At 72.1% G+C, this 26,030-nt stretch carries 25 protein-coding genes; 11 read left to right on the top strand and 14 right to left on the bottom strand.

Annotation, left to right across the window (positions count from 1 at the left end; translation table 11 throughout):
• Positions 1-3 precede the first annotated feature (3 nt).
• A complete protein-coding gene (locus tag HD596_RS35820; RefSeq protein WP_185073930.1) occupies positions 4-1,122 on the bottom strand; it encodes a 1-aminocyclopropane-1-carboxylate deaminase/D-cysteine desulfhydrase in 1,119 nt (372 codons plus the stop codon).
• A 67-nt stretch (positions 1,123-1,189) separates the two neighbouring features.
• Between HD596_RS35820 and HD596_RS35825 the strand changes: the two genes are divergently transcribed.
• On the top strand, positions 1,190-2,107 hold the full coding sequence (locus HD596_RS35825) for a LysR family transcriptional regulator (RefSeq protein ID WP_185073931.1): 918 nt from the start codon (positions 1,190-1,192) through the stop codon (positions 2,105-2,107).
• Here the strand turns inward: HD596_RS35825 and HD596_RS35830 are convergent.
• Complete coding sequence (locus HD596_RS35830) at positions 2,049-4,217, bottom strand: ATP-binding protein (protein ID WP_185073932.1); 2,169 nt, start codon at positions 4,215-4,217, stop codon at positions 2,049-2,051. The genes HD596_RS35825 and HD596_RS35830 overlap by 59 nt on opposite strands.
• Entirely contained in the window at positions 4,214-6,685 is a 2,472-nt protein-coding gene (locus tag HD596_RS35835; RefSeq protein ID WP_246555085.1) for a LuxR C-terminal-related transcriptional regulator, read from the bottom strand. The genes HD596_RS35830 and HD596_RS35835 overlap by 4 nt, the downstream gene beginning before the upstream one ends.
• 288 nt (positions 6,686-6,973) lie before the next feature.
• Between HD596_RS35835 and HD596_RS35840 the strand changes: the two genes are divergently transcribed.
• The gene (locus HD596_RS35840) at positions 6,974-7,393 is read left to right on the top strand and encodes a DUF7144 family membrane protein (protein ID WP_185073933.1); all 420 of its coding nucleotides are present in this window, start codon (positions 6,974-6,976) and stop codon (positions 7,391-7,393) included.
• Positions 7,394-7,505: 112 nt separating this feature from the next.
• The gene (locus HD596_RS35845; protein WP_185073934.1) at positions 7,506-7,697 is read left to right on the top strand and encodes a DUF5708 family protein; all 192 of its coding nucleotides are present in this window, start codon (positions 7,506-7,508) and stop codon (positions 7,695-7,697) included.
• A 7-nt stretch (positions 7,698-7,704) separates the two neighbouring features.
• On the opposite strand, the gene HD596_RS62390 is transcribed toward HD596_RS35845, so the two are convergent.
• A complete protein-coding gene (locus tag HD596_RS62390) occupies positions 7,705-7,980 on the bottom strand; it encodes a hypothetical protein (protein WP_185073935.1) in 276 nt (91 codons plus the stop codon).
• 7 nt (positions 7,981-7,987) lie between these two features.
• Here HD596_RS62390 and HD596_RS35855 point away from each other — a divergent pair, with 7 nt between their 5' ends.
• Together HD596_RS35855 and HD596_RS35860 are read left to right on the top strand one after the other, a co-directional pair.
• The gene (locus tag HD596_RS35855; protein ID WP_185073936.1) at positions 7,988-8,929 is read left to right on the top strand and encodes a sensor histidine kinase; all 942 of its coding nucleotides are present in this window, start codon (positions 7,988-7,990) and stop codon (positions 8,927-8,929) included.
• A 68-nt stretch (positions 8,930-8,997) separates the two neighbouring features.
• Positions 8,998-9,663, top strand: coding sequence for a hypothetical protein (locus HD596_RS35860; RefSeq protein WP_221519665.1), 666 nt, complete (start codon positions 8,998-9,000; stop codon positions 9,661-9,663).
• A 5-nt stretch (positions 9,664-9,668) separates the two neighbouring features.
• On the opposite strand, the gene pcaG is transcribed toward HD596_RS35860, so the two are convergent.
• Genes pcaG through HD596_RS35885 form a run of 5 tightly spaced genes read right to left on the bottom strand, consistent with a single transcriptional unit; the run spans position 9,669 to position 13,469 of the window.
• Positions 9,669-10,193, bottom strand: coding sequence for a protocatechuate 3,4-dioxygenase subunit alpha (gene pcaG / locus HD596_RS35865; RefSeq protein WP_185073937.1), 525 nt, complete (start codon positions 10,191-10,193; stop codon positions 9,669-9,671).
• The gene (pcaH, locus tag HD596_RS35870) at positions 10,190-10,942 is read right to left on the bottom strand and encodes a protocatechuate 3,4-dioxygenase subunit beta (RefSeq protein ID WP_185073938.1); all 753 of its coding nucleotides are present in this window, start codon (positions 10,940-10,942) and stop codon (positions 10,190-10,192) included. Before pcaH ends, pcaG begins: the two co-directional genes overlap by 4 nt.
• Positions 10,943-10,948: 6 nt before the next feature.
• Positions 10,949-12,094, bottom strand: coding sequence for a thiolase family protein (locus tag HD596_RS35875; RefSeq protein WP_185073939.1), 1,146 nt, complete (start codon positions 12,092-12,094; stop codon positions 10,949-10,951).
• Positions 12,091-12,720 (bottom strand): CoA transferase subunit B, encoded by a 630-nt coding sequence (locus HD596_RS35880; RefSeq protein ID WP_185073940.1) that lies wholly within the window; start codon positions 12,718-12,720, stop codon positions 12,091-12,093. The genes HD596_RS35875 and HD596_RS35880 overlap by 4 nt, the downstream gene beginning before the upstream one ends.
• Positions 12,717-13,469: a CoA transferase subunit A gene (locus tag HD596_RS35885; protein ID WP_185073941.1), complete on the bottom strand. Its 753-nt coding sequence runs from the start codon at positions 13,467-13,469 to the stop codon at positions 12,717-12,719. Before HD596_RS35885 ends, HD596_RS35880 begins: the two co-directional genes overlap by 4 nt.
• 99 nt (positions 13,470-13,568) lie before the next feature.
• Between HD596_RS35885 and HD596_RS65080 the strand changes: the two genes are divergently transcribed.
• A complete protein-coding gene (locus HD596_RS65080) occupies positions 13,569-15,065 on the top strand; it encodes an IclR family transcriptional regulator domain-containing protein (protein WP_185073942.1) in 1,497 nt (498 codons plus the stop codon).
• Between the two features lie 165 nt (positions 15,066-15,230).
• On the opposite strand, the gene HD596_RS35895 is transcribed toward HD596_RS65080, so the two are convergent.
• Entirely contained in the window at positions 15,231-15,581 is a 351-nt protein-coding gene (locus tag HD596_RS35895; protein WP_313045658.1) for a DoxX family protein, read from the bottom strand.
• 158 nt (positions 15,582-15,739) lie between these two features.
• On the opposite strand from HD596_RS35895, the gene tnpA reads away from it, so the two are divergent.
• The gene (tnpA, locus tag HD596_RS35900; RefSeq protein ID WP_185073943.1) at positions 15,740-16,171 is read left to right on the top strand and encodes an IS200/IS605 family transposase; all 432 of its coding nucleotides are present in this window, start codon (positions 15,740-15,742) and stop codon (positions 16,169-16,171) included.
• Complete coding sequence (locus HD596_RS35905) at positions 16,164-17,384, top strand: RNA-guided endonuclease InsQ/TnpB family protein (protein ID WP_185073944.1); 1,221 nt, start codon at positions 16,164-16,166, stop codon at positions 17,382-17,384. Before tnpA ends, HD596_RS35905 begins: the two co-directional genes overlap by 8 nt.
• A gap of 96 nt (positions 17,385-17,480) precedes the next feature.
• On the opposite strand, the gene HD596_RS35910 is transcribed toward HD596_RS35905, so the two are convergent.
• Positions 17,481-18,161 (bottom strand): SDR family NAD(P)-dependent oxidoreductase, encoded by a 681-nt coding sequence (locus HD596_RS35910; protein WP_185073945.1) that lies wholly within the window; start codon positions 18,159-18,161, stop codon positions 17,481-17,483.
• Positions 18,162-18,189: 28 nt separating this feature from the next.
• A complete protein-coding gene (locus tag HD596_RS35915) occupies positions 18,190-19,128 on the bottom strand; it encodes an NADP-dependent oxidoreductase (RefSeq protein ID WP_185073946.1) in 939 nt (312 codons plus the stop codon).
• A 99-nt stretch (positions 19,129-19,227) separates the two neighbouring features.
• Between HD596_RS35915 and HD596_RS35920 the strand changes: the two genes are divergently transcribed.
• Both HD596_RS35920 and HD596_RS35925 read left to right on the top strand, forming a co-directional pair.
• Positions 19,228-19,926, top strand: a complete 699-nt coding sequence (locus HD596_RS35920; protein WP_185073947.1) for a TetR/AcrR family transcriptional regulator — start codon at positions 19,228-19,230, stop codon at positions 19,924-19,926.
• A gap of 249 nt (positions 19,927-20,175) precedes the next feature.
• Positions 20,176-20,889: an SDR family NAD(P)-dependent oxidoreductase gene (locus HD596_RS35925; protein WP_185073948.1), complete on the top strand. Its 714-nt coding sequence runs from the start codon at positions 20,176-20,178 to the stop codon at positions 20,887-20,889.
• A 33-nt stretch (positions 20,890-20,922) separates the two neighbouring features.
• Here HD596_RS35925 and HD596_RS35930 read toward each other — a convergent pair whose 3' ends face one another.
• Positions 20,923-21,744, bottom strand: a complete 822-nt coding sequence (locus tag HD596_RS35930) for a DeoR/GlpR family DNA-binding transcription regulator (RefSeq protein WP_221519666.1) — start codon at positions 21,742-21,744, stop codon at positions 20,923-20,925.
• A gap of 38 nt (positions 21,745-21,782) precedes the next feature.
• Positions 21,783-24,182, bottom strand: a complete 2,400-nt coding sequence (gene pdxA, locus HD596_RS35935) for a 4-hydroxythreonine-4-phosphate dehydrogenase PdxA (RefSeq protein WP_313045661.1) — start codon at positions 24,180-24,182, stop codon at positions 21,783-21,785.
• Positions 24,183-24,500: 318 nt separating this feature from the next.
• On the opposite strand from pdxA, the gene HD596_RS35940 reads away from it, so the two are divergent.
• Positions 24,501-26,027: an ABC transporter substrate-binding protein gene (locus HD596_RS35940; protein ID WP_185073950.1), complete on the top strand. Its 1,527-nt coding sequence runs from the start codon at positions 24,501-24,503 to the stop codon at positions 26,025-26,027.
• Positions 26,028-26,030 lie beyond the last annotated feature (3 nt).

The following is a 26,030-nucleotide window of genomic DNA, read 5'->3' on the forward strand; positions in this document are numbered from 1 at the left end:
CGATCACCGGCCGCCCGCCACGTCGCCGACGACCTGCGGGATCTCGAACAGGTTGGCGGTGTCCCCGGTGTGCAGGAACGCCACGTTCCGGCCCGGCTCGACCCGCCCCGACCGTACGTGGTCGAGCAGCCCCGCGAACCCCTTGCCCGTGTAGACGGGCCCCATGAACACGCCGTCCGACCGGGCCAGCTCCTTGATGGCGGCGACGCCTTCCGGCGAGGGCACCGCGTAGTCCTCGCCGATGAACCGCTCGTCGACGTCGATCTCGGCGCGGATGACCTCGTCGGCGGGGACCGGGACCTCGAGCAGCTTGAGGATGTGCTTCACCCGGTCGACGACCACCTCGACGTTGATCCAGTTCCCGGGCCGGTAGTCGCAGATCGCGATGGAGCGCACGACGACCGGGCTCCCCGTCACCAGCTTCGCCGCGAGCAGCCCCGGCAGCGCCGTGCCCGTGCCCGCGGTGTGGTAGAGGTAGTCGAGCCGGACCCCGGACGCCTCGGCCTGCCGGATCATCTCCGTGAACGTCAGCGTGTGCGCCACGAAGCCGTACGGGTGCGCGCCGCCGGTGGGCACGATCAGCGCCTTGTGCCCCTGCCCCGCCAGCTCCTCCTTGCGGGCGGCCATCGCGTCGGCGATGCGCTGCTGCTCGTCGGCCGTGTCCCAGTAGGCGCCGCCCCGGGTGGGCAGGTAGTGCGTCTCCACCTCCATGATCTTGCTCAGCAGCAGGTTGCCGCGGTACTCCGCGAGCTCGCCGTGGCGCCCTTCGTCCCGGGTGAGGAAGAGGATCGGCGTGAGCCCCGCGGCCCGGCAGGCGGCGGCGAACTGCATCCCGGAGTTCGTCAGGTAGACGCCCTGCGTGATGAGGTGCGTGACGCCGTCCTCCAGGGCCTGGCCGATGATGAACTCGGCCAGGCGGGTCTTGCTCCCGCTGATGGTGCCGGGCCCCGCCAGGTCCTCCCGCTTGAGGAAGAAGCCGGCCCCGTAGGCGGCCGACAGATTGTCCAGGCGGTGGAAAGGCGTCGGGTAGAAGCCGATCCGCCTGCGGGGCAGCCGGCCGACCAGCGCGTCGAGGGCGGCGAGGTCCATGGTGAAACCCTTCTTCAGGCGACGTGCCTCCATGCTCCATCAGCTCGTCCATAAGCACCAGCAAAGTCTGCTAAGCATGCCATTAGGTAGGCTAATGTTCGTGCCCGGACAACTGGAACCCCGCCTGCTGGCCACGCTGGAGGCCGTCGTCCGGCTGGGCTCGTTCGCGGCGGCCGCCGACGAGCTCGGCTACACGCAAGGGGCCGTCTCCCAGCAGATCGCCGACCTCGAACGGCGGGCGGGGCTGCGGCTCCTGGACCGCCGTCCCGTACGCCCCACCGCCGCCGGCACCGTCCTCCTGCGGGCCGAAGAGGCGGTCCGGGCGGCGATGACCCGGGCCCGGACGGAGCTGGAGGCCCTGGACGCCGGGCTGTCGGGCGAGGTGCGGCTGGGTGCCTTCGTCTCCGCCGCGGCCGGCATCGTCCCGCCGGCCCTGGCCGCGTTCCGGCGGGCCTGCCCGGGCGTGCGCGTCACGCTGAGCCAGTACGAGACCGAGGACGCCTACCAGCGGCTGCTCCGCGGCGACCTCGACCTCGCCGTCACCTTCGACTACTCCTGGTTCCCCCTGCCGCCGCCACCGGGCCTGCGGCGCTCGCTCATCGGCCGCGACCCGGTCATGGTCGCGCTCCCCGCCCGCCACCCCCTGGCCGGGCGCGCGTCGCTGAGCCTGGCCGACCTGGCCGGCGAGGCATGGATCGGCACTCCCGTCACCGGTCCCCAGCTCGGCCCCCTCGCGGAGCTGGCCCGCTCCGCGGGTTTCCAGCCACGGCTCGCCTTCGAGGGCGACGACTTCAGGACGGTGCTGCAGCTCGTCGCCCACGAGCTCGGCATCGCCGTGCTGCCCGCGCTGGCGCTCACGGACGCGGTGGACGGCGTCGTGGCCCGCCCCATCGCCGAGGAGCCCCTCGTACGCTTCCTGTACTGCTGCCGGATCGACACGGCCGGGGCGCCGGCCATCGTCACCCGGCTGGAGACGCGCCTGACCGAGGCCGCCGCCGGTCTCCCGCTGCCGTCGTGACGGGCGCTTTCGAGCCCCGGCCGCCCCGCCGCGCCGACCGCCCCCGTGGCGCGCCGCCCACCGCGTAGGCCGCGGCCCGCTGCGGCCCGAGCCGCGATCCCTGGCGGAACGCCGTCGCGAACGCCGACCGGCCCAGCGCCGCGCGGGCCTGCCGCGTGCAACGCTCGTGCCAGGTCGCGTGGTAGGTCATCCACTCCGGCGAGGCCCCCACCGCCTGCCACATCGCGTGCGCCGCCCCCAGCAGCGCGGCGGCCCGCTCGTGCTCGTCCCGCGCGCCCGCGAGCCAGGCCAGCACCTCCAGGCACTGGGTCAGGCACCACCGGTCGTTGATCCCCCCGGTGAACTCGGTGGCCGCCGTCAGCAGCGCCTCCGCGCGCCGGCGCTCGCCCAGATTCCAGTGTGCGACACCGAGCGCGAGCTGCGCGTAGGCGCGGAAGACCAGGGCGCGCCGGCTCTCGCACAGGGTCAGGAGCCGCTCGCCGAACTCCGTCGCCTGGCGGGGATGCTCGGTCGAGCCGTACACGGCCCCGACATAGAGGTCGAACATGATGCCGTCCATGTCGTCCAGGGCCTCGTGGAGGGTGAGGGACTCCCGGATCAGCGCCAGGCCGCGCTGGGCGTCGCCGGCGAAGAACGCCGCCACGCCCGAGCTGCGGACGCCGTTCGCCACGAGCCTGTCTTCGCCGTGCCCGCGGGCGAAGGCGAGGAACTCCTCCAGCGCCCGCATGGCCGCCGCACTCTGGCCCTGGCGCAGGGCGAGCAGGCTGTCGGCCCAGAGCCCCTCCGCGCGGCACCGGCCGGCCTGCGGCACCTGTTCCAGTCCGCGTCCCAGCCAGTAGCGGCCCTCCGCGAACGACCCGCCCAGGAGCCAGAAGCACCACATCGCCGACGCGGCCTCCAGCTCCGTCGGCGCCAGCGCCGGCTCGCTCAGGCACATCTCCAGGGCGACGCGGATGTTGGGCAGCTCCCGCTGCAGGAGCAGGTAGCGGTCCAGCTGCTCGGGGACCATCCGGTCGATCCGGTGCTCTTTCACCAGGTCCCGGTAGTGCTCGACGTAACGCCGGCGCAGCCACCGCTCCTCGGGAGGCGGCAGCTGCTCGCACCCGTACGCGCGCAGGGCCTCCGGCATGCGGTATCTGGACCCGTCCCTGACCAGGACCGACTTGTCCACCAGCCCGGTCAGGTGGTCGAGCACGTCGAGCCGGTCGATGCCGTCGCCGGAGCACACCGCCTCGGCGGTCTCCAGGTCGGCCCCGGAGGGGAACAGCCCCAGCCGCGCCCACAGCCGCCGCTCCCCGGCCGAGCAGAGGCGGAAGCTCCACTCCATGGTCGCGCGCATCGTCTGGTGGCGGGGCAGGACGGTGGGCGTCTTCGTGACCAGCACGTCGAACCGCTCCTCCAGCTCCCGCGCCAGGCGTTCGAGCGGCATGGACCGCAGCCGGACCGCCGCCAGCTCGATCGCCAGCGGGATGCCCTCCAACCGCCGGACCAGCTCCGCCACGGGCGCCACGTTGCGCGCGTTGAGCCGGAAGCCGGGCACGGCGCCCGCCGCGCGCTCCACGAACAGGCGGACGGAGTCGTGGCGGCCGACCTCCCGGACCGTGTGGCCGCAACCGGGGCCGGAATCGGGAGTCGACAGCGGAGCGACCGCCAGCACCTGCTCGCCCGAGATCCGCAGCGTCTGCCTGCTGGTCGCCAGGACCTGCAGCCGGGGCGCGGAACGCAGCAGCCGATCCACGAACCGGGCGCAGACCGCGCTCAGATGCTCGCAGTTGTCCAGGACCAGCAGCATCCGCTTGGTGGACAGGTAGTCCACCAGCACGCCCATGGGATCGCGGCGCACGTCGCGCAGCCCCAGCGCCGTGGCGACCTCCGACTCCAGCAGGTCGCCCGTCTCCAGGGTGGCCAGCTCGACCACCTCGACCCCGTCCTGGTACATGTCCCGCAGCAGCTCCGCGGTCCTGAGCGCCAGCCGGGTCTTGCCGACGCCGCCCCCGCCCGTCAAGGTGAGCAGCCGGGACCTGCCCAGCAGCTTGCGCACCGTGGACAGCTCCTGGGCCCGCCCGACGAACGTGGACTGGTCGGTCAGTACGCCGGCCCCGGAGCTCACGGGGCGCCCCCGGGAAGCAGCCCCTGCTCGCTGACCCAGGCCGCGATCTGGGCGCGCGAGTTGAACCCGAGCTTGGTCAGGATGTGCTCGACGTGCCCCTCGGCCGTGCGCTGGGCGATCACCAGCGCGGAGGCGATGGCCTTGTTGGTCATGCCCTGGGCGACGAGCCGGGCGATCTCCATCTCCCTCCGGGTGAGCGGCGAGGCCTGGGCCGCCGCCGCGGGCTTGGCCGGTTTCGGGCTCTCGCACATCGCGTACGCGAGCGCGTCGGCCGGGGTGAGCTCGGTGCCCCTGCGGAAGGCGGCCTCGAACTTCTCCTCGCCGAGACGCTCGCGCGCCAGCGCCTCCGAGGCGTCGTGGTGGCCGGCCAGATAGCCGAACGGGGGAGCGCAGAACGACCGCCAGCGCTCCTGCGAGGCCCCGAACAGCACGGCGGCGCGCTCGGGCGTGCCGTCGGCGGCCATCCACGCCAGCGCCTCGATGCACAGGGCGGTGCCCAGGCGGTCGTCGAAGGGCTGCTTGAGCCGGATGGCCTCGCGCTCCATCTCGACCGCCCCGGCCACGTCGCCCTCCCGCCACACCTCGACCCCGTACATCCACAGCGTGTACGACCTGAACCAGTGGTCCTCGCGGGCCTCGCAGGCCTCCAGGCCCTCCTTGAAGCGCGCGACGGCCTCCTCCGGATGGCCGAGGAGCGAGTGGGCGGTGGCCAGGTACAGCAGCGTGTTCACCACCCCCATCGGGGCGTCCGTCTCGCGGTAGCCCGCCACCGCCTCCTCCAGCAGGGCCGCCGCGCCGGTGATGTCGCGCTGGAGCAGGGCCGCCAGGCCGCAGACGTAGGAGATCTCGGCGACGATCGCCGCGTCGTCGAGCTGCTTCGCCAGCTCGCGGGCCTCCTCGAGCATGTCGGCCGCCAGCGCGAAGTCGCTCTGCAGCACCGCCAGCCGCGCGTTGACGCACAGCGCGTTGGCACGGACGGTCGCCGCCGCGTCCTCCTCCGCGTCCCCCACCGCGTCCCCCACCGGGGGGCCCACCGCAGGGGCCACCGCCGAGTCCGCAGCCGATTCCGCCGCCGGGCCCGCCGGAGGACCCTCCACCGGGCCCGCTGGAGGACGCGCCGCCGGGCCGGTCGCCGGGCCTGCCGCGAGCAGGCGGTCGAGCCAGTCGCGCGGCTCCCGCAGCGACCCGGTCGCGATCCAGTAGAACCGCAGCGCCGTGGCGATGGCCAGGCCGCGCACCGCCTCGCCCGGCGTCGTGAGGCAGTAGTCGAGGGCGCTGCGGATGTTGCCGTGCTCGGCGCGCAGGCGATTGAACCAGGCCACCTGGTCGGGGCCGAACCACTCCCGCTGCCCGCGGCTCGCGAGGTCCGCGAACCAGTCGCGGTGCCGGGCCCGCAGCGCCGCCTCGTCGCCCGACTCGCGCAGCCGGTCGCGGCCGTACTGGCGGATCGTCTCCAGCAGCCGGTAGCGCACCGTGGTCTGGTCGCCCTCGCGGGCCAGCACCGACTTGCCCACCAGGCCGACCACCAGATCGACGACCTCGTCGGGCTCGATGCCGTCGCCGGCGCACACGTGCTCGGCCGCCTCCAGGTCCAGACCGCCGGAGAACACCGACAGCCGGGCCCAGAGCAGCCGCTCCTGCTCGGTGCACAGGGCGTAGCTCCAGTCGATGAGCGCCCGCAGCGTCTGCTGGCGGGGCATCGCGGTGCGCGCCCCCATCGTGAGCAGCCGGAACCGGTCGTCCAGCCGGGCCAGCAGCTGCTCCACGGACAGCGCCCGCAGCCGGACGGCCGCCAGCTCGATCGCCAGCGGGATGCCGTCCAGCCGCCGCACGATCCGCGCCACGCTGTCCTGGTTGTCGTCGGTGACCTCGAACCCCGGCAGCACGGACTGGGACCGGTCGGCGAACAGCCGGATCGCGTCGAACTGCTTCAGCGAATCCGTGGACGAGCGCGCGACGTCGAAATCCGGCAAGGGCAGCGGCGGAACGGGCATCACCTGCTCGCCCACGACGCCGAGCGTCTGCCGGCTGGTGGCCAGGATCCGCAGATCGGGTGCGGCGCGCATGAGCGTCTCGGCCACCGCGGCGCATTCGTCCAGCAGGTGCTCGCAGTTGTCCAGAATGAGGAGCATTCTCTTGTCACGCAGATGCTCCGTGAGCACCTCGATGGGGGGCCGCAGCGAACGGTCCTGGATTTCCAGGCATTCCATCACCGCCTGCACCAGCAATTCGGGGCTCTCCAGCGCCGCGAGCTCGACCAGCCACACGCCGTCGGCGAAGCTGCGCCGCAGGTCGAACCCGACCCGCTGGGCCAGCCGGGTCTTACCGACCCCGCCGACGCCGATCAGGGTCACCAGCCTGGCATCGGACAGCAGCCGCTTGACCTCGGCGATCTCGTGCCGCCTGCCGATGAAGCTGTTGAGCTCAGCGGGCAGGTGGCAGGAAACGATCGGTGCGGTCATGGTCATGAATGCTCCAACGGCTCCGGCGCTCGGACCACCCCGCCGCCGGTGCCCGAGCTTGCACTCCCAGATTATTCGGTGAAGGTACCCCTCGCACTTTGTCGTTTCCGTACGGGTGACGTCGGCCAAGCAAATCCCTAATTTCCGGAAAAATTGGGAAAAGTGGGTGGCTGAAAGGCGGCGCACTTTGCCGATGCGAGGACATAGCTTTGCCCGGCGGGATTTTGTCTTTAGACATTTCGGGCATGGGATGCAGACGACCCGGAGTTTCCACTCGCCGGGAAGGAGACGATCATGGCGACGTCAACGTCACCGTTCGCATTCCACCGTGGTGGCTATTCGGGCTGGCTCGGATTCGCCGGCACCCTCTCGATGGTGCTGGGCGTCTTCAACATCATCGAGGGCGTCATCGCCCTGTTCAAGACGTACTTCTTCGTCACGCCCGGCGGCCGCCTCCTGGTGTGGAACTACACCGCCTGGGGCGTGATCTGGCTGGCGATCGGCGTCCTGATGTTCCTGGTGGGGCTCGGCGTGCTGGCCGGGCAGACCTGGGCCCGCTGGACCGGGGTCGTCCTGGCCGGGCTGGCCATGATCGGCCACTTCGCCTTCATGGTGGCCTTCCCCATCTGGTCGGTGATCGCGATCGCGCTCTGCGCCCTGGTCATGTACGGCCTCATCGCGCCGCCCAAGGGGGCCACCGGCGTTCCCGGGTGAGGGAGGGCGGTCACCCGAAGGATGTACGCCGATCTCCTCAGCGGGCAGGAAGCCTCGCGGCCCGGGCCGTCGCTAGCGTTGCGGGAAACGGCCCTGATCGGAAGAGGTCCCCATGGCTCCTGCCCGCAAGACGTTCCTCACCGGACTGGCGGTCTTCGTCATCGGGCTCGCGCTGTGGCTGTTCGGGCTCGACGTCGAGATCGTGGTGTTCACCCCCTCGAAGATCGGCGTGGTCATGATGGTGCTCGGGGCGATCGAGGCCGCGTACGGGCTCTACCGGATGGCCCGGGACGAGCGCGCCTGACGGCGGGTCACCGCCAGCCGGCCTCGGTGGCGATCCGGACCGCGTCGAGCCGGTTGCGGGCGTCGACCTTGCTGACGATCGCCCGGCCGCGATGGTAGCCGCGACGGATCACCGCCAAGGCCGACCCGGCCGCCCGCGATCCCGCCCGCGCCGAGGCAGGAGCCGGCCGCCCGCGATCCCGCCCGCGCCGAGGCAGGAGCCGGCCGCCCGCGATCCCGCCGGCGCCGAGGCAGGAGCTGGCCGCCCGCGATCCCGCCGGCGCCGGGGTCGAGCTGGCCGGCATCGTCACCGTGGCCCGCACCGCGCTCGCCGACCTGCGCGCCATCCCCGGGGACGGCGAACCCGGCCTCAGCCTGCGCGCCGAGCTGGCCTCGGCCCGCGAGGTCCTGGAGGCCACCGGCGCGACCGTGGAGATCGACCCCGCGCACGCGCCCCTGCCCGACGGCCTCGACGCGCTGCTCGCCGTCGTGGTCCGCGAGGCGGCCACCAACGTGCTGCGGCACAGCGAGGCCCGCCACGTGAGCATCGCCCTGGCCACCCGCGACGACCTCGTACGGCTGCGCGTCGACAACGACGGCGTCACCGGCCGCCCCGCCGAGCCCGGCCAGGGCGTCGCCAACCTCACCGCCCGCCTGGCCGCCCGGGGCGGCCGCCTCACGACCGCCGCAGGGGACCACCGCTTCCGGCTCGACGCGACCCTGCCCGCGCGACCCTGCCCGCGCGACGCTGTCCCGCTTGTCACATTTGCGGGGGCCAGTCCGTCTTATCTGTGTAGACGCGCCTTACCTGACAGCGAGGTGAGCCCCTTGATCCCCTATACCGATCCCAACGCCTGGCGGATCGCCATGGACGCCAGCGAGGCCACGCTCTCGGCCGGTCTCGGGAGCGGCGACTTCGACGGCTCCTTCTACCTCAGCCCGGCCGGGTCGCTGGCGGGCTTCACGCTGCGGCTCTGCCTGCCCGGGGCGCCCGAGCTCCTGTGGGAGTCGGTGAGCCTGGAGGGCGGATCCGAGGTCCGGGGGAGCAGCCGGCTGCTGCTGGACGGGCGGGCGGCCCGCGCCGACGTGTCGGGGTTCTGCGCGCGGGTGCCCGTGGGGCGGGGCGGGAGCTCGTACCTGAAGATCGTCCTGGCGGCGGCGTTCTCGCCGCTGCGGCTGCGCTGGCCCAGGTGGCGGGTGCGGCCGGTGACGCTGCGCCTGTTCACCGAGATCCGCCCCGCCGAGTCCGGGTGACCCGTGACGCTTCGCAAATGTACGAAGCGTCACGGCACATCGGGCGATCCCGGCTAGCCTGCCGTCTCATGATGTACGGCCCCCAGCAGCAGCCACCGCAGCAGTTCAACGCCCCCTACCCCCCACAGCAGCCGCCCGCCTTCGCACCGCCTCCCGTGGTGATCGACGTCGGCGGCGACGCCAAGGTGAAGGCGCTGATCGGCGGCTCCGTCGCCGGGGCGATCGGGCTCATGGCGGTCTTCTCGGCGCTCACCGGGCAGACGACGGGCGGCGCGGGCTCCGCGGTCGCCGTCCTGGTGCTCGGGCTGATCTTCCTGTTCATCGGGCTGCTGCCGATCATCACCTGGCGCAAGCTCAGCCGGCCGCGCAAGCTCGTCTTCGACGTCTACGGCGTGCGCTGGGACGACCCCCAGGGCCGCCCGTGGGCGGCCCCGTGGGCCGAGCTGTCCGGCGTGGGCATCTCGCGTACGCAGCAGCGCCGCGTCAAACTGGCCGACTACATCATGCGCAAGACGATGGTCCGCCTCGACCTCTTCCCGGCCGACCCGGGCTTCCGCGCACGCCATCCCGACATGGAGCACCTGTGGGAGTTCCACACGGTCAAGAACGGCTACCGGCTCCCGCTGGGCTCGAACCCCAAGTACATCCCGGTCATCGAGCACGCCATGCGCCAGTACCGCCCGGCCGTCTACCTGGGCATCCGCGACGAGGGCTTCATGGTGGGCCTGGTCTGAGGAGATCAGCCGAAGTCCAGGAAGACGGTCTCCTTGTCGCCCTGCAGGTGGATGTCGAACCGGTAGACGCCCGCCCGCTCCTCCACGGGCACCAGCGTCCGCCCGCGCTCCGGAGGCAGCGAGCCGAGGAAGGCGTCCTGGGCGAAGTAGATGCGGGTGTAGAGGTGGTGGAGCAGGCCGCGGGCGAACACGCAGACGCTGATGTACCCGTTGCCGGGCAGGAGCGTGCGCAGGGCCCAGCCGCCGTCGGCGTCGGTGGCCACCCGGCCGAACCCGGTGAAGTCGACGCCGCGCCGGCCCAGCAGCACGCCGCTGACCTGGTCGCGCCGGAGCGTGCCCGGCGCGCCCGCGAGGTTGCCGGACGGGTCGGCCTGCCAGAACTCCAGCAGCGCGTCAGGCACCGGCTCGCCCGCGCCGTCGTAGACGTAGCCGTGGACGGTGATCCCGCCTTCGGCGAGGTCGCCGCCGCGGGGGATCGGCAGCGCGTAGCCGTAGAACGGGCCCACGGTCTGGGAGGGAGTGGGGTTCATCGGCCCTCCTCCATCCAGGTCGCGGCGGGGCCGTCCAGCACGATGTCCCACCGGTAGCCCAGCGACCACTCCGGCACGGACAGGTCGTGGTCGTACGCGGAGACCAGCCGCTGCCTGGCCCGCTCGTCGGTGACGGAGTTGAGCACGGGGTCGTACCGGAACAGCGGGTCGTTCGGGAAGTACATCTGGGTCACCAGCCGCTGCGTGAAGGCCGTGCCGAACACCGAGAAGTGGATGTGCGCGGGCCGCCAGGCGTTGACGTGGTTGCGCCACGGGTACGCGCCCGGCTTGATCGTGGTGAAGGCGTAGCGGCCCTCGTCGTCGGTCAGGCAGCGGCCCACGCCGGAGAAGTTGGGGTCGAGCGGCGCGGGATGGTCGTCACGCTGGTGGAGGTAGCGGCCCGAGGCGTTGGCCTGCCAGATCTCCACGAGCTGGCCGCGTACCGGGCGGCCGTCGCGGTCCAGCACCCGCCCCTGGACGGTGATCCGCTCGCCGAGCGGCTCGCCGGCGTGCTGCCTGGTCAGGTCCGCGTCGAACGGCGCGACGTCGGCGACGCCGAAGACCGGCCCGGCCAGCTCGGCCGCCTCCGGGTCCTTCAGCGCGACCAGCGGTTGCTTGGGATGGCGCAGCACGCTGCTGCGGTAGGGGACGAAGTCGCGATCGGGATGGTTCGCCTCCTCGCCTTCACGGGCCTGGTGGATCTCGGCGATCTCGCGGTCGATGTCGGCTTGGGTGAGGGGTGGGGTCATGTGCGGCTACCTTTCCAGGACGACGGCCAGGCCCTGGCCGACGCCGATACAGAGGGACGCGAGCCCGGTGCCGGAGCCGGCGGCGGCCAGCCGGTGGGCCAGGGTGCCGGTGATGCGAGCGCCGGAGGCCCCGAGCGGGTGGCCCAGGGCGATGGCGCCGCCGTCGGGGTTGACGATGGCGGGGTCGAGGTCGGGCAGCTCGGCCAGGCAGCCGAGCACCTGCGCGGCGAACGCCTCGTTCAGCTCGACGCTCGCCAGGTCGCCGAACCCCTTGCCCGCCCTGGCCAGGGCCTTGCGCGACGCCTCGACCGGGCCGAGCCCGAAGTAGCGGGGTTCGAGGGCACTGGCCGCGCCGGCGACGATCCTGGCCAGCGGCTCGCGCCCGCGCAGCCCCGCCTCGTCGGTCAGCAGCAGGGCCGCCGCGCCGTCGTTGAGCGGGGAGGAGTTGCCCGCGGTGACCGTGCCGCCCTGCCGGAAGACGGGCTTGAGCCGGGCGAGCTGGTCCAGGCCGGTGTCCTCTCGGATGCCTTCGTCCCTGGTCAGGCCCTCGATGGGGACGATCTCGCGCTCGAACGACGCCTTGGCCGCCTTCTGGTGGCTGGCCAGCGCGTACGCGTCCTGCTCGGCCCTGGCGACGCCGTGCCGGTCGGCGATCAGCTCGGCGCCCTCGCCCAGCGGCACGGTGTGCTCGGCGGGCATCCTCGGGTTGACCAGCCGCCAGCCGAGCGTCGTGGAGACCAGCTCCTGCCCGCCGGCCGGGAACGCCCGGTCCGGCTTGGGCAGCACCCACGGCGCGCGGGTCATCGACTCCACGCCGCCGGCGATCACGGTGGAGGCGTCGCCGAGGGCGATCATGCGGTACGCCTGGATGACGGCCTCCATGCCGGACCCGCACAGCCGGTTGACGGTCACGCCCGGGGTGGTCACGGGCAGGCCGGCGAGCAGCGCGGCCATGCGGGCGACGTTGCGGTTCTCCTCGCCGGCGCCGTTGGCGTTGCCGAGGATCACCTCGTCGGGGGCCGCCACGTCGTTGCGCTCGGCGACGGCCCTGACGACGTGGGCGGCCAGGTCGTCGGGGCGGATGCCGGCCAGCGCCCCGCCGTGGCGGCCGAAGGGCGTGCGGACGGCGTCCACGATGTAGACGGTGTTCATACGGCTACCTCCGCTTCCGTGCGGTCGCGCAGGCCGGCCACGCTCACCCCGGGCGCGGTCTCGACCAGCCTCAGCCCCGCCTCGGTGACGTCGAGGACGCCGAGGTCGGTGATGATCCGGTGCACGCACTCCTTCCCCGTGAGGGGCAGCGAGCACTCCTTGACGATCTTGGGGGTGCCGTCCTTGGCGGTGTGATCCATGATCACGATGACCCGGCCCGCGCCGTGGACCAGGTCCATCGCCCCGCCCATGCCCTTGACCAGCTTCCCGGGCACCATCCAGTTCGCCAGGTCGCCCCGCGCCGAGACCTGCATCGCGCCCAGCACCGCCACGTCGATGTGGCCGCCCCGGATCATCCCGAACGACAGCGAGGAGTCGAAGAACGACGCGCCCGGGAGCACGGTCACGGTCTCCTTGCCGGCGTTGATCAGATCGGGGTCCAGCGCGTCGGGGGCGGGGTAGGGGCCGACGCCGAGGACGCCGTTCTCCGAGTGCAGGATCACGTCCACGTCGGGCGGCAGGAACGACGGGATGCGGGTCGGCAGCCCGATGCCGAGGTTGACGTAGTCGCCGTCGCGCAGCTCGGCCGCCGCCCGCGCGACCATCTCGTCCCTGGTCCAGCTCATGAGGTGGTCGTCCTCTTCTCTATGCCCTTGTCGGCGGCCTGCTCGGGGGTCAGGACGAGCACGCGCTGGACGAACACGCCGGGCAGGTGCACCTCGTCCGGCTCCAGCTCGGTCAGCTCCTCGACCTCGGCGACCGTGACCCGCCCGGCCATCGCGGCGAGGGGGTTGAAGTTGCGGGCGGCCTTGTTGAAGACCAGGTTGCCGTAGCGGTCGCCCTTGGCGGCCCGCACCAGCGCGAAGTCGGTGGTGATGCTGCGCTCCAGCACGTAGGAGCGGCCGTCGAACTCGCGGACCTCCTTCGGCGGCGAGGCCACCGCGATCGAGCCGTCCGGGTGGTGGCGCAGCGGCAGCCCGCCGTCGGCGACCGGCGTGCCGACCCCGGCGGGGGTGTAGAAGGCGGGGATGCCGGCGCCGCCCGCCCGCAGCCGCTCGGCCAGGCTGCCCTGCGGGGTCAGCTCCACCTCCAGCTCCCCGGCGAGGTACTGGCGGGCGAACTCCTTGTTGTCGCCGATGTAGGAGGCCGTCACGCGGGCGATGCGCCCGGCCGCCAGCAGGATGCCGAGGCCGCCGCCGTCCACCCCGCAGTTGTTCGACACCACGCCGATCCCCGTCACGCCGGTGTTGTAGAGGGCCCGGATCAGGACGTTGGGGATGCCGCTGAGCCCGAAGCCGCCGACCGCGAACGACGCGCCGTCCGACACGCCGGCCAGCGCCTCCTCCGCGCTCGCGACCACCTTGTCTCTCCGCACGACGCTCCATTCATGGGGAGTGTTCGCATAGTGAACTTTAGTTCACTATTGTGAAATCGAGTATGCGTATGTGACCGCGCTCGTGTCAAAGGAGAGCCCATGGAGCCTGCGGGGACCCTGGAACGCGGCCTGGCCGTGCTCCGGGCGCTGACGGCGGACGCCGCCGGAGGGCGGGACGGGCGCTCGCGCTCGGCGCGGGTGCGCGCCACCGACCTCGTGCGCGCCACCGGTCTGGCCAGGTCCACGGTCGACCGCGTGCTGGCCACGCTGGTCCACCTCGGCTACGTCCGCGCGGAGGGGCGCGACCTGCTGCCCGCGCCGCGCCTGATGGAGCTGGGCGAGGCGTACCTCGCCGGCGGGGGCCTGCGCGACCCCCTCGCGCCACCGGCCGAGCGGCTCGCGGAGGAGCTGGACGAGTCCGTGTCGCTGGCCGTCGCGGACGGCGACGGGGTGCGCTTCATCGGCCAGTTCACCCGCAGGCGCACCATGTCGGTCGCCTTCCGGGTCGGCGACCTGCTGCCCGCCGACCGCTGCGCGGCGGGCCTGGCGCTGCGCGACCCCGCCGCGCCGTGGGCCGAGGACGACCAGCTCATCGAGCCGGGCCTGGTCGCGGTCGCGGTGCCCGTGCGCGACCCGCGGGGGCGGGCGGTCTGCGCGGTGAGCGTCGTCAGCCACACCAGCCGGCACACCGCCGCCAGCCTGCGCGACTACGCGCTGCCCCGGCTGCGCGAGACGGTAGCGACCATGGAAGCGGCCCTGGCCGAACCGGCGTCCCGGCCCCCGCTGGCACCGGCATCCACAGATCTGTCTCGTGCCGCCAAGGAGGAATTGGGCAGCGGGTACCTTCAGTCGCTGGCTCGCGGCCTGGCCGTGCTCGTGGCGCTCGGCTCGGCCCGCGGCGGGCTCAGCCTGGCCGACGCCGCCAGGACCACCGGCCTCCCGCGCGCCACCGTGCGGCGATCGCTGCAGGTGCTGGCGCGGCTGGGCTACGTGACCTGCGACGACTCCCGCTTCGCCGTGCTCCCCAAGGTGATGGAGCTGGGCTACGCCGCCCTGTCCGAGCGCACCTTCGGCGAGGTCGTCCAGCCGCACCTGGCCGACCTGGTGGCCCGCGTCCACGAGTCCGCCTCGGTCGGGGTGCTGTCCGGCGACGACGTCCTGTACGTGGCGCGGGTGCCCACCGTGAGCATCATGACCGTCAACATCACGGTCGGCACCCGCTTCCCCGCGTACGCCACCTCGATGGGCCGGGTGCTCCTGGCCGCTCAACCCGAGGAACGGCTGGCCGCCATCGCGCCGCAGCCGCTGACCCGCCACACCATCACGGCGCCCGACCGGCTGAGGGCCGCCGTCCGGCGGGCCGCCGAGGACGGCTACGCGCTGGTGGACCAGGAGCTGGAGGAGGGGGTCCGGTCCATCGCGGTGCCGGTCCGGGGCCGGGACGGGCGGGTGGTCGCGGCCGTCAACGTCGCCACCCACGCCAGCCGGGCCACCCGGGCCGACCTGCTCCGCGACGTCCTGCCCGCGCTGGCCGAGACGGCCGCCAGAATGTCCGCCGACCTGCGGCACGTCCCCGTGACGCCCTGGACGGCTTAGGGCGTGCCCGTTGGGACATCTGCTCCCGGACCTCGGGGATCGCGAAGATCACGTTTCCGTTGTCCGTGATGCCGGGTGCCACGGTGTTGACCGTGATCCCCGAGCTCGACGGTTTACCGAGCGGCCTGCGCGTTGTGCGCGTAATGCACGGCGACCAGGCACGGCTCAGAAGCCGTAGGGGCCGAAGCGGCCCCAGGCCACCAGGGCGGCCAGGAGCAGCAGGACCGCGTTGAAGGCGATCGCGGCGGGTTCCTTGCGGCGGGCGTGGGTGAGCGCGGCCAGGACCATCACCACGGCCAGGCCGGTCGCCGCCAGCGGGGTGAGGACGGGGGCGATGCCGGTGGCCGTGGGCAGGATCAGCCCGAGCGCGCCGGCGAGCTCGGCCACGCCGATGAGACGGACGGTGCCGGCGGAGAAGTCCTCCACCCAGGGGAGCCTGGCGTGGAGCTTCTCCTTGGGCTGGGTGGACTTCATCACCCCGGCCATGCCGAACATGACGGCCAGCAGGGCCTGCACGATCCATCAGGTCGAAGGCAGGGGACCGCTCCCTTTAGGGAGCGGGGGAATGCCGAGTGGAAGGCGCTCTAAGCGCCTGAGCGTGCCTGAAGTCGCAGGCCCGTGCGGGTTCCGGTGAACACTGATCAGTGTAAGAACGCGGTGCTTATGCTGATCGTGTGTCTCGTCAGGTGCGTACTTCCCCCGGTGCGGCTTACGACTTGGGCTACCACGTGGTGTGGTGCTCCAAGTACCGGCGCCGTGTCCTGGGTGGCCGGGTCAAGATCCGGTTGGAGGAGTTGCTGCCCGCGAAGGCCGCTGAGCACGATTGGGAGGTCATCGCCTTGGAGGTGATGCCCGATCACGTGCATCTGTTCGTCAAGGCGCGCCCGAAGGACTCCCCGTCGTACGTGGCCAACCAGTTCAAGGGTTACACCTCCCACCACCTGCGGGTCGAGTTCGGTCACCTGCGCTCCCGGCTGCCGACTCTGTGGTCGCGCTCGTACTTTGTGGCGAGTGTGGGCACGGTTAGCGCAGCCATGGTCCAGCGCTACATCGAGACCCAGTATGAGCGTGTCCCCAAGGCCAAGAGCGGGGGCGAGGATGCGTAGGGCGTTCAAGTTCCTGCTGCGGCCGACCCGGCACCAGGAGATCACGCTGACGGCGATGCTGGACGATCATCGGGCGTTGTACAACGCCGCGCTGCAGGAACGCCGGGAAGCGTGGCGGCGCTGCAAGGTCTCGATCCGGTACGGCGATCAGTCCGCCCAGTTGAAGGAGATCCGTGAGGCTGACCCCGAGGGTCAGGGCTGCTGGTCGTTCACCAGCCAGCAGCAGACCCTGCGGCGGCTGAACAAGGCGTTCGAGGCGTTCTTCCACCGGGTCAGGGCGGGTGAGACACCTGGCTATCCCCGGTTCAAGGGCAGGGGCTGGTTCGACACCGTCACCCTGGTCGAGGGCGACGGCGCGAGATGGGACTCCCAGCCGCACCACCCGGCTGCGACCTACGTCCGGGTGCAGGGCGTCGGGCACCTGCGGGTGCACCAGCACCGGCCGATCGCCGGGCGGGTCAAGCAGATCGAGATCAAGCGGGAGGGCTCGCGCTGGTATGTGATCTGCTCGTGCGACGACGTTCCTGCCGTGCCGTTGCCTGCGACCGGCCGGGAGGTCGGGGTGGACATGGGCGTCACGCACTTCGCGACCGTGAGCGAGCCGATCGACGGCCTCACCGATGAGGGCGGGCATGTCGCCAACCCCCGCTACCTGAAGACCGTGGAGGAGGAACTCGCCGCCGCGCAGCGGGCCTACGCCCGCACCAGACGCGGCAGCACCCGCAGGAAGAGGGCCGCCAAGAAGATCGGGCAGATCCATCGCAAGGTGGCCCGGCGGCGGACCGACCACGCGCACAAGACCGCGCTCGGCCTGGTCCGCGCGGCCGACGTGATTGCGGTCGAGGACCTGCGCATCGCGAACATGACCAAGAGCCCCGCGGTGAAGCCTGATCCGGAGCGGGCGGGCGGATTCCTGCCCAACGGGTCAGCGGCGAAGGCCGGGCTGAACAGGAGCATCCTGGACGCGGGTTGGGGGGTGTTCCTCGCGATCCTCACCAACAAGGCTGAAAGCGCCGGTCGGGACGTGATCGCGGTGGATCCCCGCAACACCTCCCGCACCTGCCCCGAATGCGGGCACGTATCAGGGGCCAATCGCACCACCCAGGCCGGCTTCGTCTGCGTCACGTGCGGGTACGCCGCCAACGCGGACGTGGTCGGGGCGAGCAACATCAAGAGGGCCGGGCTGGTCCTCCGCGACGCCCGCGCGGCGTAGCGAGAAGCCACCCCGTTTACGGGGTGGAGGAGTCACAAGACGATGTTCATGAGACTTCCTTCAGAAAGGTCCAAAACCGGCGGCGGGAGCCGCCGGTCAGCCGTTGAAGACGACCTCGGGCCGGTCGCGGCGCTCGTACAGGTCCCAGTACAGCGGGGCGATCTGCTCGGGCGTGGCCGTGGGGATGCCGTCGGGGCCGCCCTCGCCGATCCAGACGTTGATCGCCACGTGCGCGGCGTGCACGCCGCTGCCGGCCAGTTCCTTGTTCAGGTTGAGCACCCAGTTGCGCAGAGCCGCGGCGGCGGCGTTGACGTTGCCGAGCATCGGGATGGGGTCCACCGAGCCGCCGCCGGTGGTGAAGAGCAGCGTGCCCGACCCGGCCGCCCGCATCGCGGGCAGCGCCGCGCCGGCGGCGGCCACGGCGCCGTAAAGGTTGTACTCGATCTGCGGCTGCAGGTTGTCCACCGTCACCTCGGAAGGGACGGCCGTCGTGAAGCCGGGCACCGGCGAGTGCGGGGCGGGGGAGTACTCCAGCACGTCCAGACCGCCGAACCGGTCTGCGGCGGCCTCCAGGGCGGCGGTCAGGGAGGGCCGGTCCAGCACGTCGGCGGGGAACGCGGCGGCGGTGATGCCCTCTGTTTCGAGCCGGCCGGCCAGGGTTTCCAGCTTCTCCTTGGTGCGGGCGATCAGGGCGACGTCGAAGCCGCGGCCGCCGAAGGTACGGGCGATGGCCAGGCCCATGCCGGGGCCGGCGCCGACGATGGCGATGGTGGGCACGATCAGCTCTCTTCTCCTAGGCGGGGGTTCAGGAGCAGGTGACGGCGAGCTTGCCGAGCGCGCCGGCGCCGAAGGCGGCGAACGCCTCGGGTGCCCGCTCCAGCGGGTAGGCGGCGGTGATCGGCACGCGCAGCGCGCCGGAGGCGGCCTGCTCGGCCAGGGCGGCCAGAGTCTGCGGGTTGGGGTCAGCCATGATCGTGTGTACGGTGACGTCGCCGCCGGGGACGGCGTCGGCGGTCAGGCCGAGGGTGGAGGCCAGGCGGCCGCCCGGCCGCAGCAGGCCCGCGAGCTCGGCGCCGTCGCCCGCCAGGTGCACCACGGCGTCCACGCCCTCGGGGGCGAGGGCGCGGACCTGGGCCGGCAGGTCGCCGGTGAAGTCCACGAGGTGGACCGGCGTGCCGGTCAGGCCGGTGACGAAGTCGGCCTCGGCGCCGGGGCGGGCGGTGGCGATGACGCGGACGCCGCGGGCGGCGGCCAGCTGCACGGCCAGCGCGCCCACCCCGCCGGTGGCGCCGGAGACGAGAACCGTCTCGCCGCCGGCCGGGGCGATGGCGTTGAGGCTGTCCAGCGCCGCGGTGCCGGCCAGGCCCAGCGCGCCCGCCTCCCGAACGGACAGGCCGTCGGGGACGGGGGCCACGCCGTAGGTGGCGGACACGGTGACGTACTGGGCCAGCGAGCCGGTGCCCAGGAACGGCTTCATCACCACCCCGAAGACCGTCTGGCCGGCCTCGAAACCGTCCACGCCCTCGCCCAGGGCCTCGACGGTGCCCGCGAAGTCCTTGCCCACCACCAGCGGGAAGCGGTGGTCCATCACCCCTTGCAGGTAGCCGGCCGCGGTGGCGGCGTCGAAGCCGTTGATCGAGGAGACGGCCACCTTCACCAGCAGCTCGCCGGGCTCGGGGCGGGGAGTGCCGACCTCGCTCACGGCCGGGGTCGCGGGGACGGAGTCCAGCGTTACAGCACGCATGACGTACACCTTTCGAAAAGTGGAACGGGGGGCCCAGTTCCATGCCGACAGCCTAACAAGGAAACTGGGCAGCGTGTTCCACTTATGTAGAGTGGAATCATGACTACCGCGGATCCCGACTCGCCCCTGGACCGGCAGCCCGAATCGGGGCTGCGCGCCGACGCCGAACGCAACCGCGAGCGCATCCTGGCCGCCGCCCGCCGCCTGTACGCCAGCCACGGGATCGGCGTCTCCATGGCCTGCATCGCCCGCGAGGCCGGCGTCGGCAAGGCCACCCTGTCGCGCCGTTTCGCCACCCGCGAAGAGCTCATCAACGCGGTCTTCGCCGACCGCATGGACGCCTATGCCGACGCGGTCGCCCGGGCCCTCGCGGATCCCGATCCCTGGCACGGCTTCGTCGGCTACATCGAGGCCGTCTGCGCCATGCAGGCCGCCGATCGCGGCTTCGCCGACGTGCTGGCCATGACCTTTCCCGCCGCGAAGGCGCTGGAAGCCCGCCGCGCCGAGGCGTACAACGGCTTCCTCGAACTCATCGCCCGCGCGCAGGCCGCCGGTCACCTGCGCGCCGACTTCACCTCGGAGGATCTCGTCATCTTGCTGATGGCCAACGCCGGTGTCGTCGCCGCCACCCAGGACGCCGCCCCCGGCGCCTGGCGCCGCCTGGTCGGCCAGATGCTGCGCGCGTACGCGGCCCCCGGCGCCGAGCCGGCGCCGCTGGAGCCGGCCCCCGCGCCCACCGCGCTGTATCGGGCCATGGTCCGCCTCACCCGCCCCGCCCCGGGCGGAGACACGGAGTGACCCGACGGGGGGTGAAGCCCCGTGCGCGCATCGGCCGGCCTGGGTGGTCGGTCCAGGTGGGGGGCTGCTGAGCCCCTGCCAGGGAGCGCGTTCACCGGGTTCGATGGGACGAGCGGCGGGCCGTCGAGGTCTTGCTGACCGTCTGACGCGCGGTCGCGGCGGACGGCACCGCGGCGCCGATCACGTCAGGCGACAGGTCTACGGTGGAGGATATGAGCACAGGAAGGACGAGGTGCGGGAGTTTCTGAGATGGCACTGATCCTGGTGACCGGGGCATCCACCGGACTCGGATACGACACGGCGAACGCGCTGGCCGACGGCGGGCACGATGTGGTCATTCACGTCCGCAACCGGGCCCGACTCGGCGACGCGGACGACACCGCCCGGTGGAAGGACGTCGTCTTCGGGGATCTCGCCGACCTGGACGAGGTCCGCGACGTTGCCCGGCAGGCCCGCAGGTTCGGCCGCTTCGACGCCGTCATCCACAACGCCGGCACCATGCGTTCCCCCGAAGCGGGCACCGTCAACACCGTCGCGCCGTACCTGCTGACGGCCCTGATGGACAGGCCGGGCAGGCTCATCTACCTGAGCAGTTCCATGCACCGAGGCGGCTCCACCGACCTGCGACGGCTGGCCACCGGCACCGCTTCGTACAGCGACAGCAAGCTGTGGGTCACCACGCTCGCGCTGGCGCTCGCGTCGCGGTGGGAGGGAACCTCGACCCACGCGGTCGACCCCGGCTGGGTCCCCACCCGCATGGGCGGCGCCGGCGCGCCGGATGACCTGGCGGCTGGACACCAGACCCAAGTGTGGCTCGCCACCCACCATGACGTGACGCCGGCCACCGGCGGCTACTGGTATCACCGGCAGGTGCAGACGCCGCACCCCGCCTCGCGGGACGAGGATTTCCAGGCTCGCCTCATCCACGCCCTGGAGAGCCACACGGGCGTCCCGCTCGCCTGACCGCGGCAAGCTCGGAGCGGGTCACATCGGGCGCTATGGGGCGATCGGCCGGCCCTCGGCCGGCTGCGGCTTGGCGATCTGTCCTTCGGCGTCGACCACGACCACCTCGACACCCTCGGCCGCGAACGGGGCCAGCGCCTCCTCCGGGGCGCCGGCGTCGGTCACCAGCGTCCATGGCCGGGGGAGCTGGACCCAGGCGTGGAACGGACGCCGCCCGAGCTTGGCCGCGTGCGCCAGCACGTAGGTCTTGTGGGAACTGCGCGCCATGAGCTCCTTGAGGCGGGTCTGCTGGAGGTCGGCCTCGCAGATCCCGCGGTCGGCGGTGACTCCGTCAGCCCCGAGGAAGACGCGGTCGAACGACATCCGCTCCAGGGAGGTCTCGGTGACGGGGCCGACGAATCCCTGGCTGAGGTGGCGCAGCCTGCCGCCGAGACACTCCACGTGGAGGCCCTCGACGTCGTCGAGCTCCTTCAGCACCGTCAGGCTCGTGGTGGCGATCAGGAGCTGGGTGCTGGAGCGCAGTTCGTGAGCCAGCGCCGCGACGGTCGAGCCGGCGTCGAGCAGCACGGACTCCCCGGCTCCGATCTGCTGGGCCGCCCACCGGGCGATTCCGCGTTTGGCCTCGAAGGCGTCACCGACGCGCTGGCGCAGCGAGTCCTCGGGGTGCGCGACGACGGCCATCGCGCCGCCGTACGTGCGGGCCAGCAGCCCCTGCGCGGTCAGCCGGGCGAGGTCACGCCGGATGGTCGAGGAGGTCACGTCGAACGTCGAGGACAGCTCCTCGACGCTGGCCAGACCACTGGTCGTGGCCAGGCGTACGATCTCGGCGCGCCGACGGTCAGAGTTTCTGGACAACGCTCCTCCTTCTCGGCTTGTCATTCAACGCCCCGGAGTCAGTTGGCCGGGCTGGGAGACATCTGGGCGGCTTGGCGCAGCGCCTCGATCATGCTACCGACCTCGGCGATGCCCTTCCCGGCGATGTCGAAGGCGGTTCCGTGGTCCACGGACGTGCGGATGACGGGCAGGCCCACGGTGATGTTCACCCCGGCTTCGATGCCGAGGATCTTCACCGGGCCGTGGCCCTGGTCGTGGTACATCGCCACGATGAGGTCGTAGTCCCCGCGTCCCGCGACGAAGAACGCCGTGTCGGCGGGCAGCGGTCCCTGCACGTCGATGCCGTCGGCCTGCAGCACCTCGATGGCGGGCACGATCTTCTCGGCCTCTTCCCCGTATCCGAACAGGCCGTTCTCCCCGGCGTGCGGGTTGATGCCGCACACGCCGATGCGCGGGTTGTCGATCCCGGCCCGCCGCAGCGCCTCGTGGCCGCGGCGAACGGTCCGCTCCACCAGGCCGGGTTCGATCTTCGCGATCGCGTCGATCAGTCCGATGTGCGTGGTGACGTGGATGACCCGGATCTTCGGCGAGGACAACATCATGGACACCTCGTCGATCCCGGTCAGGTGCGCGAGGAGTTCGGTGTGTCCCGGGAAGATGTAGCCGCCGGCGTGCAGGGCCTCCTTGTTCAGCGGTGCCGTGCAGATGGCCTGCACCTCCCCGGCCATCGCCAGCCCGCTGGCGACGCGTACGTAGTGGTAGGCGGCCGCCCCCGCCACGGGGGAGACCTTCCCCCAGGGCAGATCCTCCGGCAGCAGCGCCAGGTCGATGACATTGACGCGTCCCGGCTGGAACACGGCATCGGCCACCGTGTCGATCGCCACGATCTCGGTGTCGATCCCGAGGATGCCGGCCGCCTGGCGCAGCCGTCCGGCGTCGCCGATGACGACGGGACGGCAGAGCTCGGCGACCTGGGGGTCCTGGAGGGCGCCGACGATGACTTCCGGGCCCACGCCGGCTCCGTCACCCATGGTGACGGCGATGATCGGGGTGGCCGCGGTGCGCGGCTGCGCGCCGACGGCGGCGGTGGAGATGCTCACGAGAGGACCTTTCGCTTGGTTCTGGGGAGGGGCGGGGTCAAGGGTTGCGAGGGAGTGCGCGGCCAGGGCCGTGACGATCTCGACGAGCGAGCCGGCTCCCCCGAAGCTGCCCGGGCGGGTGACCACGGAACGGCCGTCGGGCGTCCGGGAGTGGACGGCTCCCGGGTGCACCTGCCCGACCGGTGTCAGTTCCCGCACCTGAAGGGCGTCGAGGACGCGCCGGGCGGTCTCGCCGCCGGTCAGCACGAGGTCCACCGTCCGGGGGGACGCGCGTACCGCGTCCGCGACGACCTCGGCCAGCCGCCGCGCGAGGTCGCGCGAGGCCGCCGGGAGGACGGCGCCGGCGGAGTCGAGGAAGGCCACGACCGGCCGGTCGCCGATCGGGATGCGGGGGAGGGGGTCCCGTCCGGAGGGCGGGCCGAGCAGCGCCGTCAAGGGCAGGGCCACGGGTACGGCTCCCGCCTCGACCAGCCGGCGAACCTGCTCGGCCGCGACCGGCTCGGCGCTGCCCACCACGACGAGCGGCGCCGGGCGCGCCACGCCGTCGTGGGGCACCTCCCCGACGGGCACCTCCCCGACGGGCGTCTGCTCGGTGGCCGTCTGCTCGATGGCCGCGCCGAGAGCCCGCAGATGGCGCCCGAGCGCGTCGGCGAGTCCGCCGGACCCGACCAGCCGCATCGACGGTACGGCCAGCGCGGCACGCAGCACGGCGTCCAGATCGTGATCCGTCTCGGCGTCGCACAGCGCGATGTGCGAGTCTGCGGCGCAGGAGGCGATCGCGTCGGAAAGGCGATCCGATCGCACGGTCGCCAGGTCCAGTACGCGGACCGGAAGCGGCGCCAGGGCCGCCTCGACCGACGCCGGAGGGGAGACGCCGTCCACCGCCCAGGCGTCCGCCCGATGGAGGGGCACACCGTCCAGGTACAGCACGCCGCCGCGTACCACCCGGTCGAGACCGGGCAGGGCAGGGGCGACGACGATGCCGGTCCCCGGCGCCACGAGCGCGGCCACCTCCGCCGCGACGTTGCCGCGCAGCAGAGAGTCGATCTTCTTGAAGACCAGCCGCGGCCGCCCGGCCGGGGCCAGGGCGAGCGCGGAACGCACCGCCGCGGCGGCCTCGGCGGCAGGCCGGTGCCGGGAGTCGGTGTCGACCACCAGGATGTCGGCGGGCTCGCGCTCGCCCCGCACGGCCTGGTGAGCGAGCACAATCCTCGTGCGTGTTCCGCGCATAAGTATTCGCGCTGCCGACTCGGCCGCGCCCGAGAGGTCGTCGGCCACGATGAGGACGCCATGCGCGGCCGTGCTTCTCCTGGGCGTCAAGGAATCCCCCGATGTGATCGATCTGTGCACCTCAGACACGCTCTCACTTCCCCTGCGAACCCTCCTGCGCGATCCGCTCCGAAGTGAGGCGTGGACGTCGGCCTAACCTCCGTCTTGCCTGGATGATGTCACAGCTTGCACAAAATGCGCTAGAGCTCTTGCGCGAAGCGCGCATGCATGTAATGGTGCAGCAACGTCGTTGTGACGTGGGAAACATCCGGTCCTGGCAGGCGGCCGCTGAGAAGCGCACCGCTGAGGACGGTCCAGAAAGCGAGAAGCCCAGTGACTCATCTCGGAAGCGGCCCCCAGTACTCCCGCCGAAGTCTTCTCCGTCTCGGTGCTCTCACAGGCGCGGCCATGACGCTGAGTCCCCTCGCCGCCTGCGCGGGACCTGGGCCCGTCGCCGGCGCCGGCTCCGGTGCCGGTTCCACCGCCGGTCCGGGTCTCACGCTGGCGCTCAACCGCTCGCTCGTGTCGCTGGACAACAAGCTCAACCAGTTCGACGCCGCCGTCAGCGTCCAGCGTGGCGTCCGGCAGGCGCTGACCTTCATCGACCAGAAGCTCACCGTGCAGCACGTCCTGGCCGAGAGGTTCGAGCTGACGGGCCCCACCGAATGGACGGTCAAGCTGCGTGACGGCGTTCACTACTCCGACGGCAGCCCGGTGAAGGTCGAAGACGTCTCAACGGCCCTGCAGATGTACCAGAAGGTCCCCGGATCGTTCCTGGCCGGCCTGTTCCCCGAGTGGCCGACGGTCACCCCCGTCGACGCGAGCACCTTCAAGCTCGTGACCGAGAACCCGGTGCCGACCCTCGACTACCTGATGGCGAACATCCTGATCACCCCCGCCGCCGCGAACAAGGCGGAGGAGCTCCAGGGCGGCATCGGCTCGGGCCCCTACGTCGTCACCTCCGCGAACCGGGGCACCGGCGAGTACACGCTGCAGGTCAACGACAAATACTGGGGTCCCGCGCCCGCGATCAAGAGCGTGCAGGTCAGGTTCCTCCCCGAGGAGGCCAACCGCGTCGTCGCCCTGCGCAGCGGCGAGGTCGATGTGATCGACGCGATCTCCCCCGACGCGATCAGCCAGCTGTCCGGTCTCGGCGACGTGGAGATCCAGCAGGTGCCGAGCACGCGCATCACGCAGCTCTTCTACAACTTCCGCAAGCCCTCCGGACACCCCCTCGCCGACGTGCGCGTGCGCGAGGCGCTCAGCTACGCCATCAACGGCCCCTCCCTGATCAAGGACGTCTTCGCCGACTCGGCGACCCAGGCCCGAGGCGTGGTGGCCGACACCCTGACCGGGGCGGTGCAGACCGGCGAGTACGTCTACGACCCGCAGAAGGCCAAGCAGATGCTCGAGGCCGCCGGGGTGAAAGACCTCAAGATCAAGATCATCTGGGAGACCGGGGAGTTCGCCAACGACACGAGCGTCATGGAGGCGGTGGTGGAGATGCTCAAGGCGGTCGGCGTGCAGGCCGAACTCCAGCAGTTCCAGCCGGGCGGCGACATCTCCAAGTGGCGGCAGGGCCGGGGCGGCGACTGGGACGTCCTCGGCAACGGCTACCCCGGCCCGACCGGGCTGGCGCTGACCCCGCTGCAGGGCATGTTCGCCGGCACGGAGGAGAAGGAGGCCACCCGGGACACCTACCACGGCTACGTGTTCCCCAAGATCACTGCCATGCTCCAGAAGGCCTCTCGGGAAACCGACAGGACGGCCCGCGACGCGTTGCTCGCCACCGCCCAGAAGGAGATCTGGAACACCTGGCCCTGCATGTGGGCCTTCGTCCCCAAGACCGTCATCGCCCGGCGCAAGCGCGTGCAGAACGTCCTGCTCAGTCCCACCAACTCCTACGACCTGGCATCTGTCCGGCTGAATGGATGACTC

Origin of the sequence: Nonomuraea jabiensis, from assembly GCF_014204795.1 — a bacterium.
Lineage (GTDB): Bacteria > Actinomycetota > Actinomycetes > Streptosporangiales > Streptosporangiaceae > Nonomuraea > Nonomuraea jabiensis.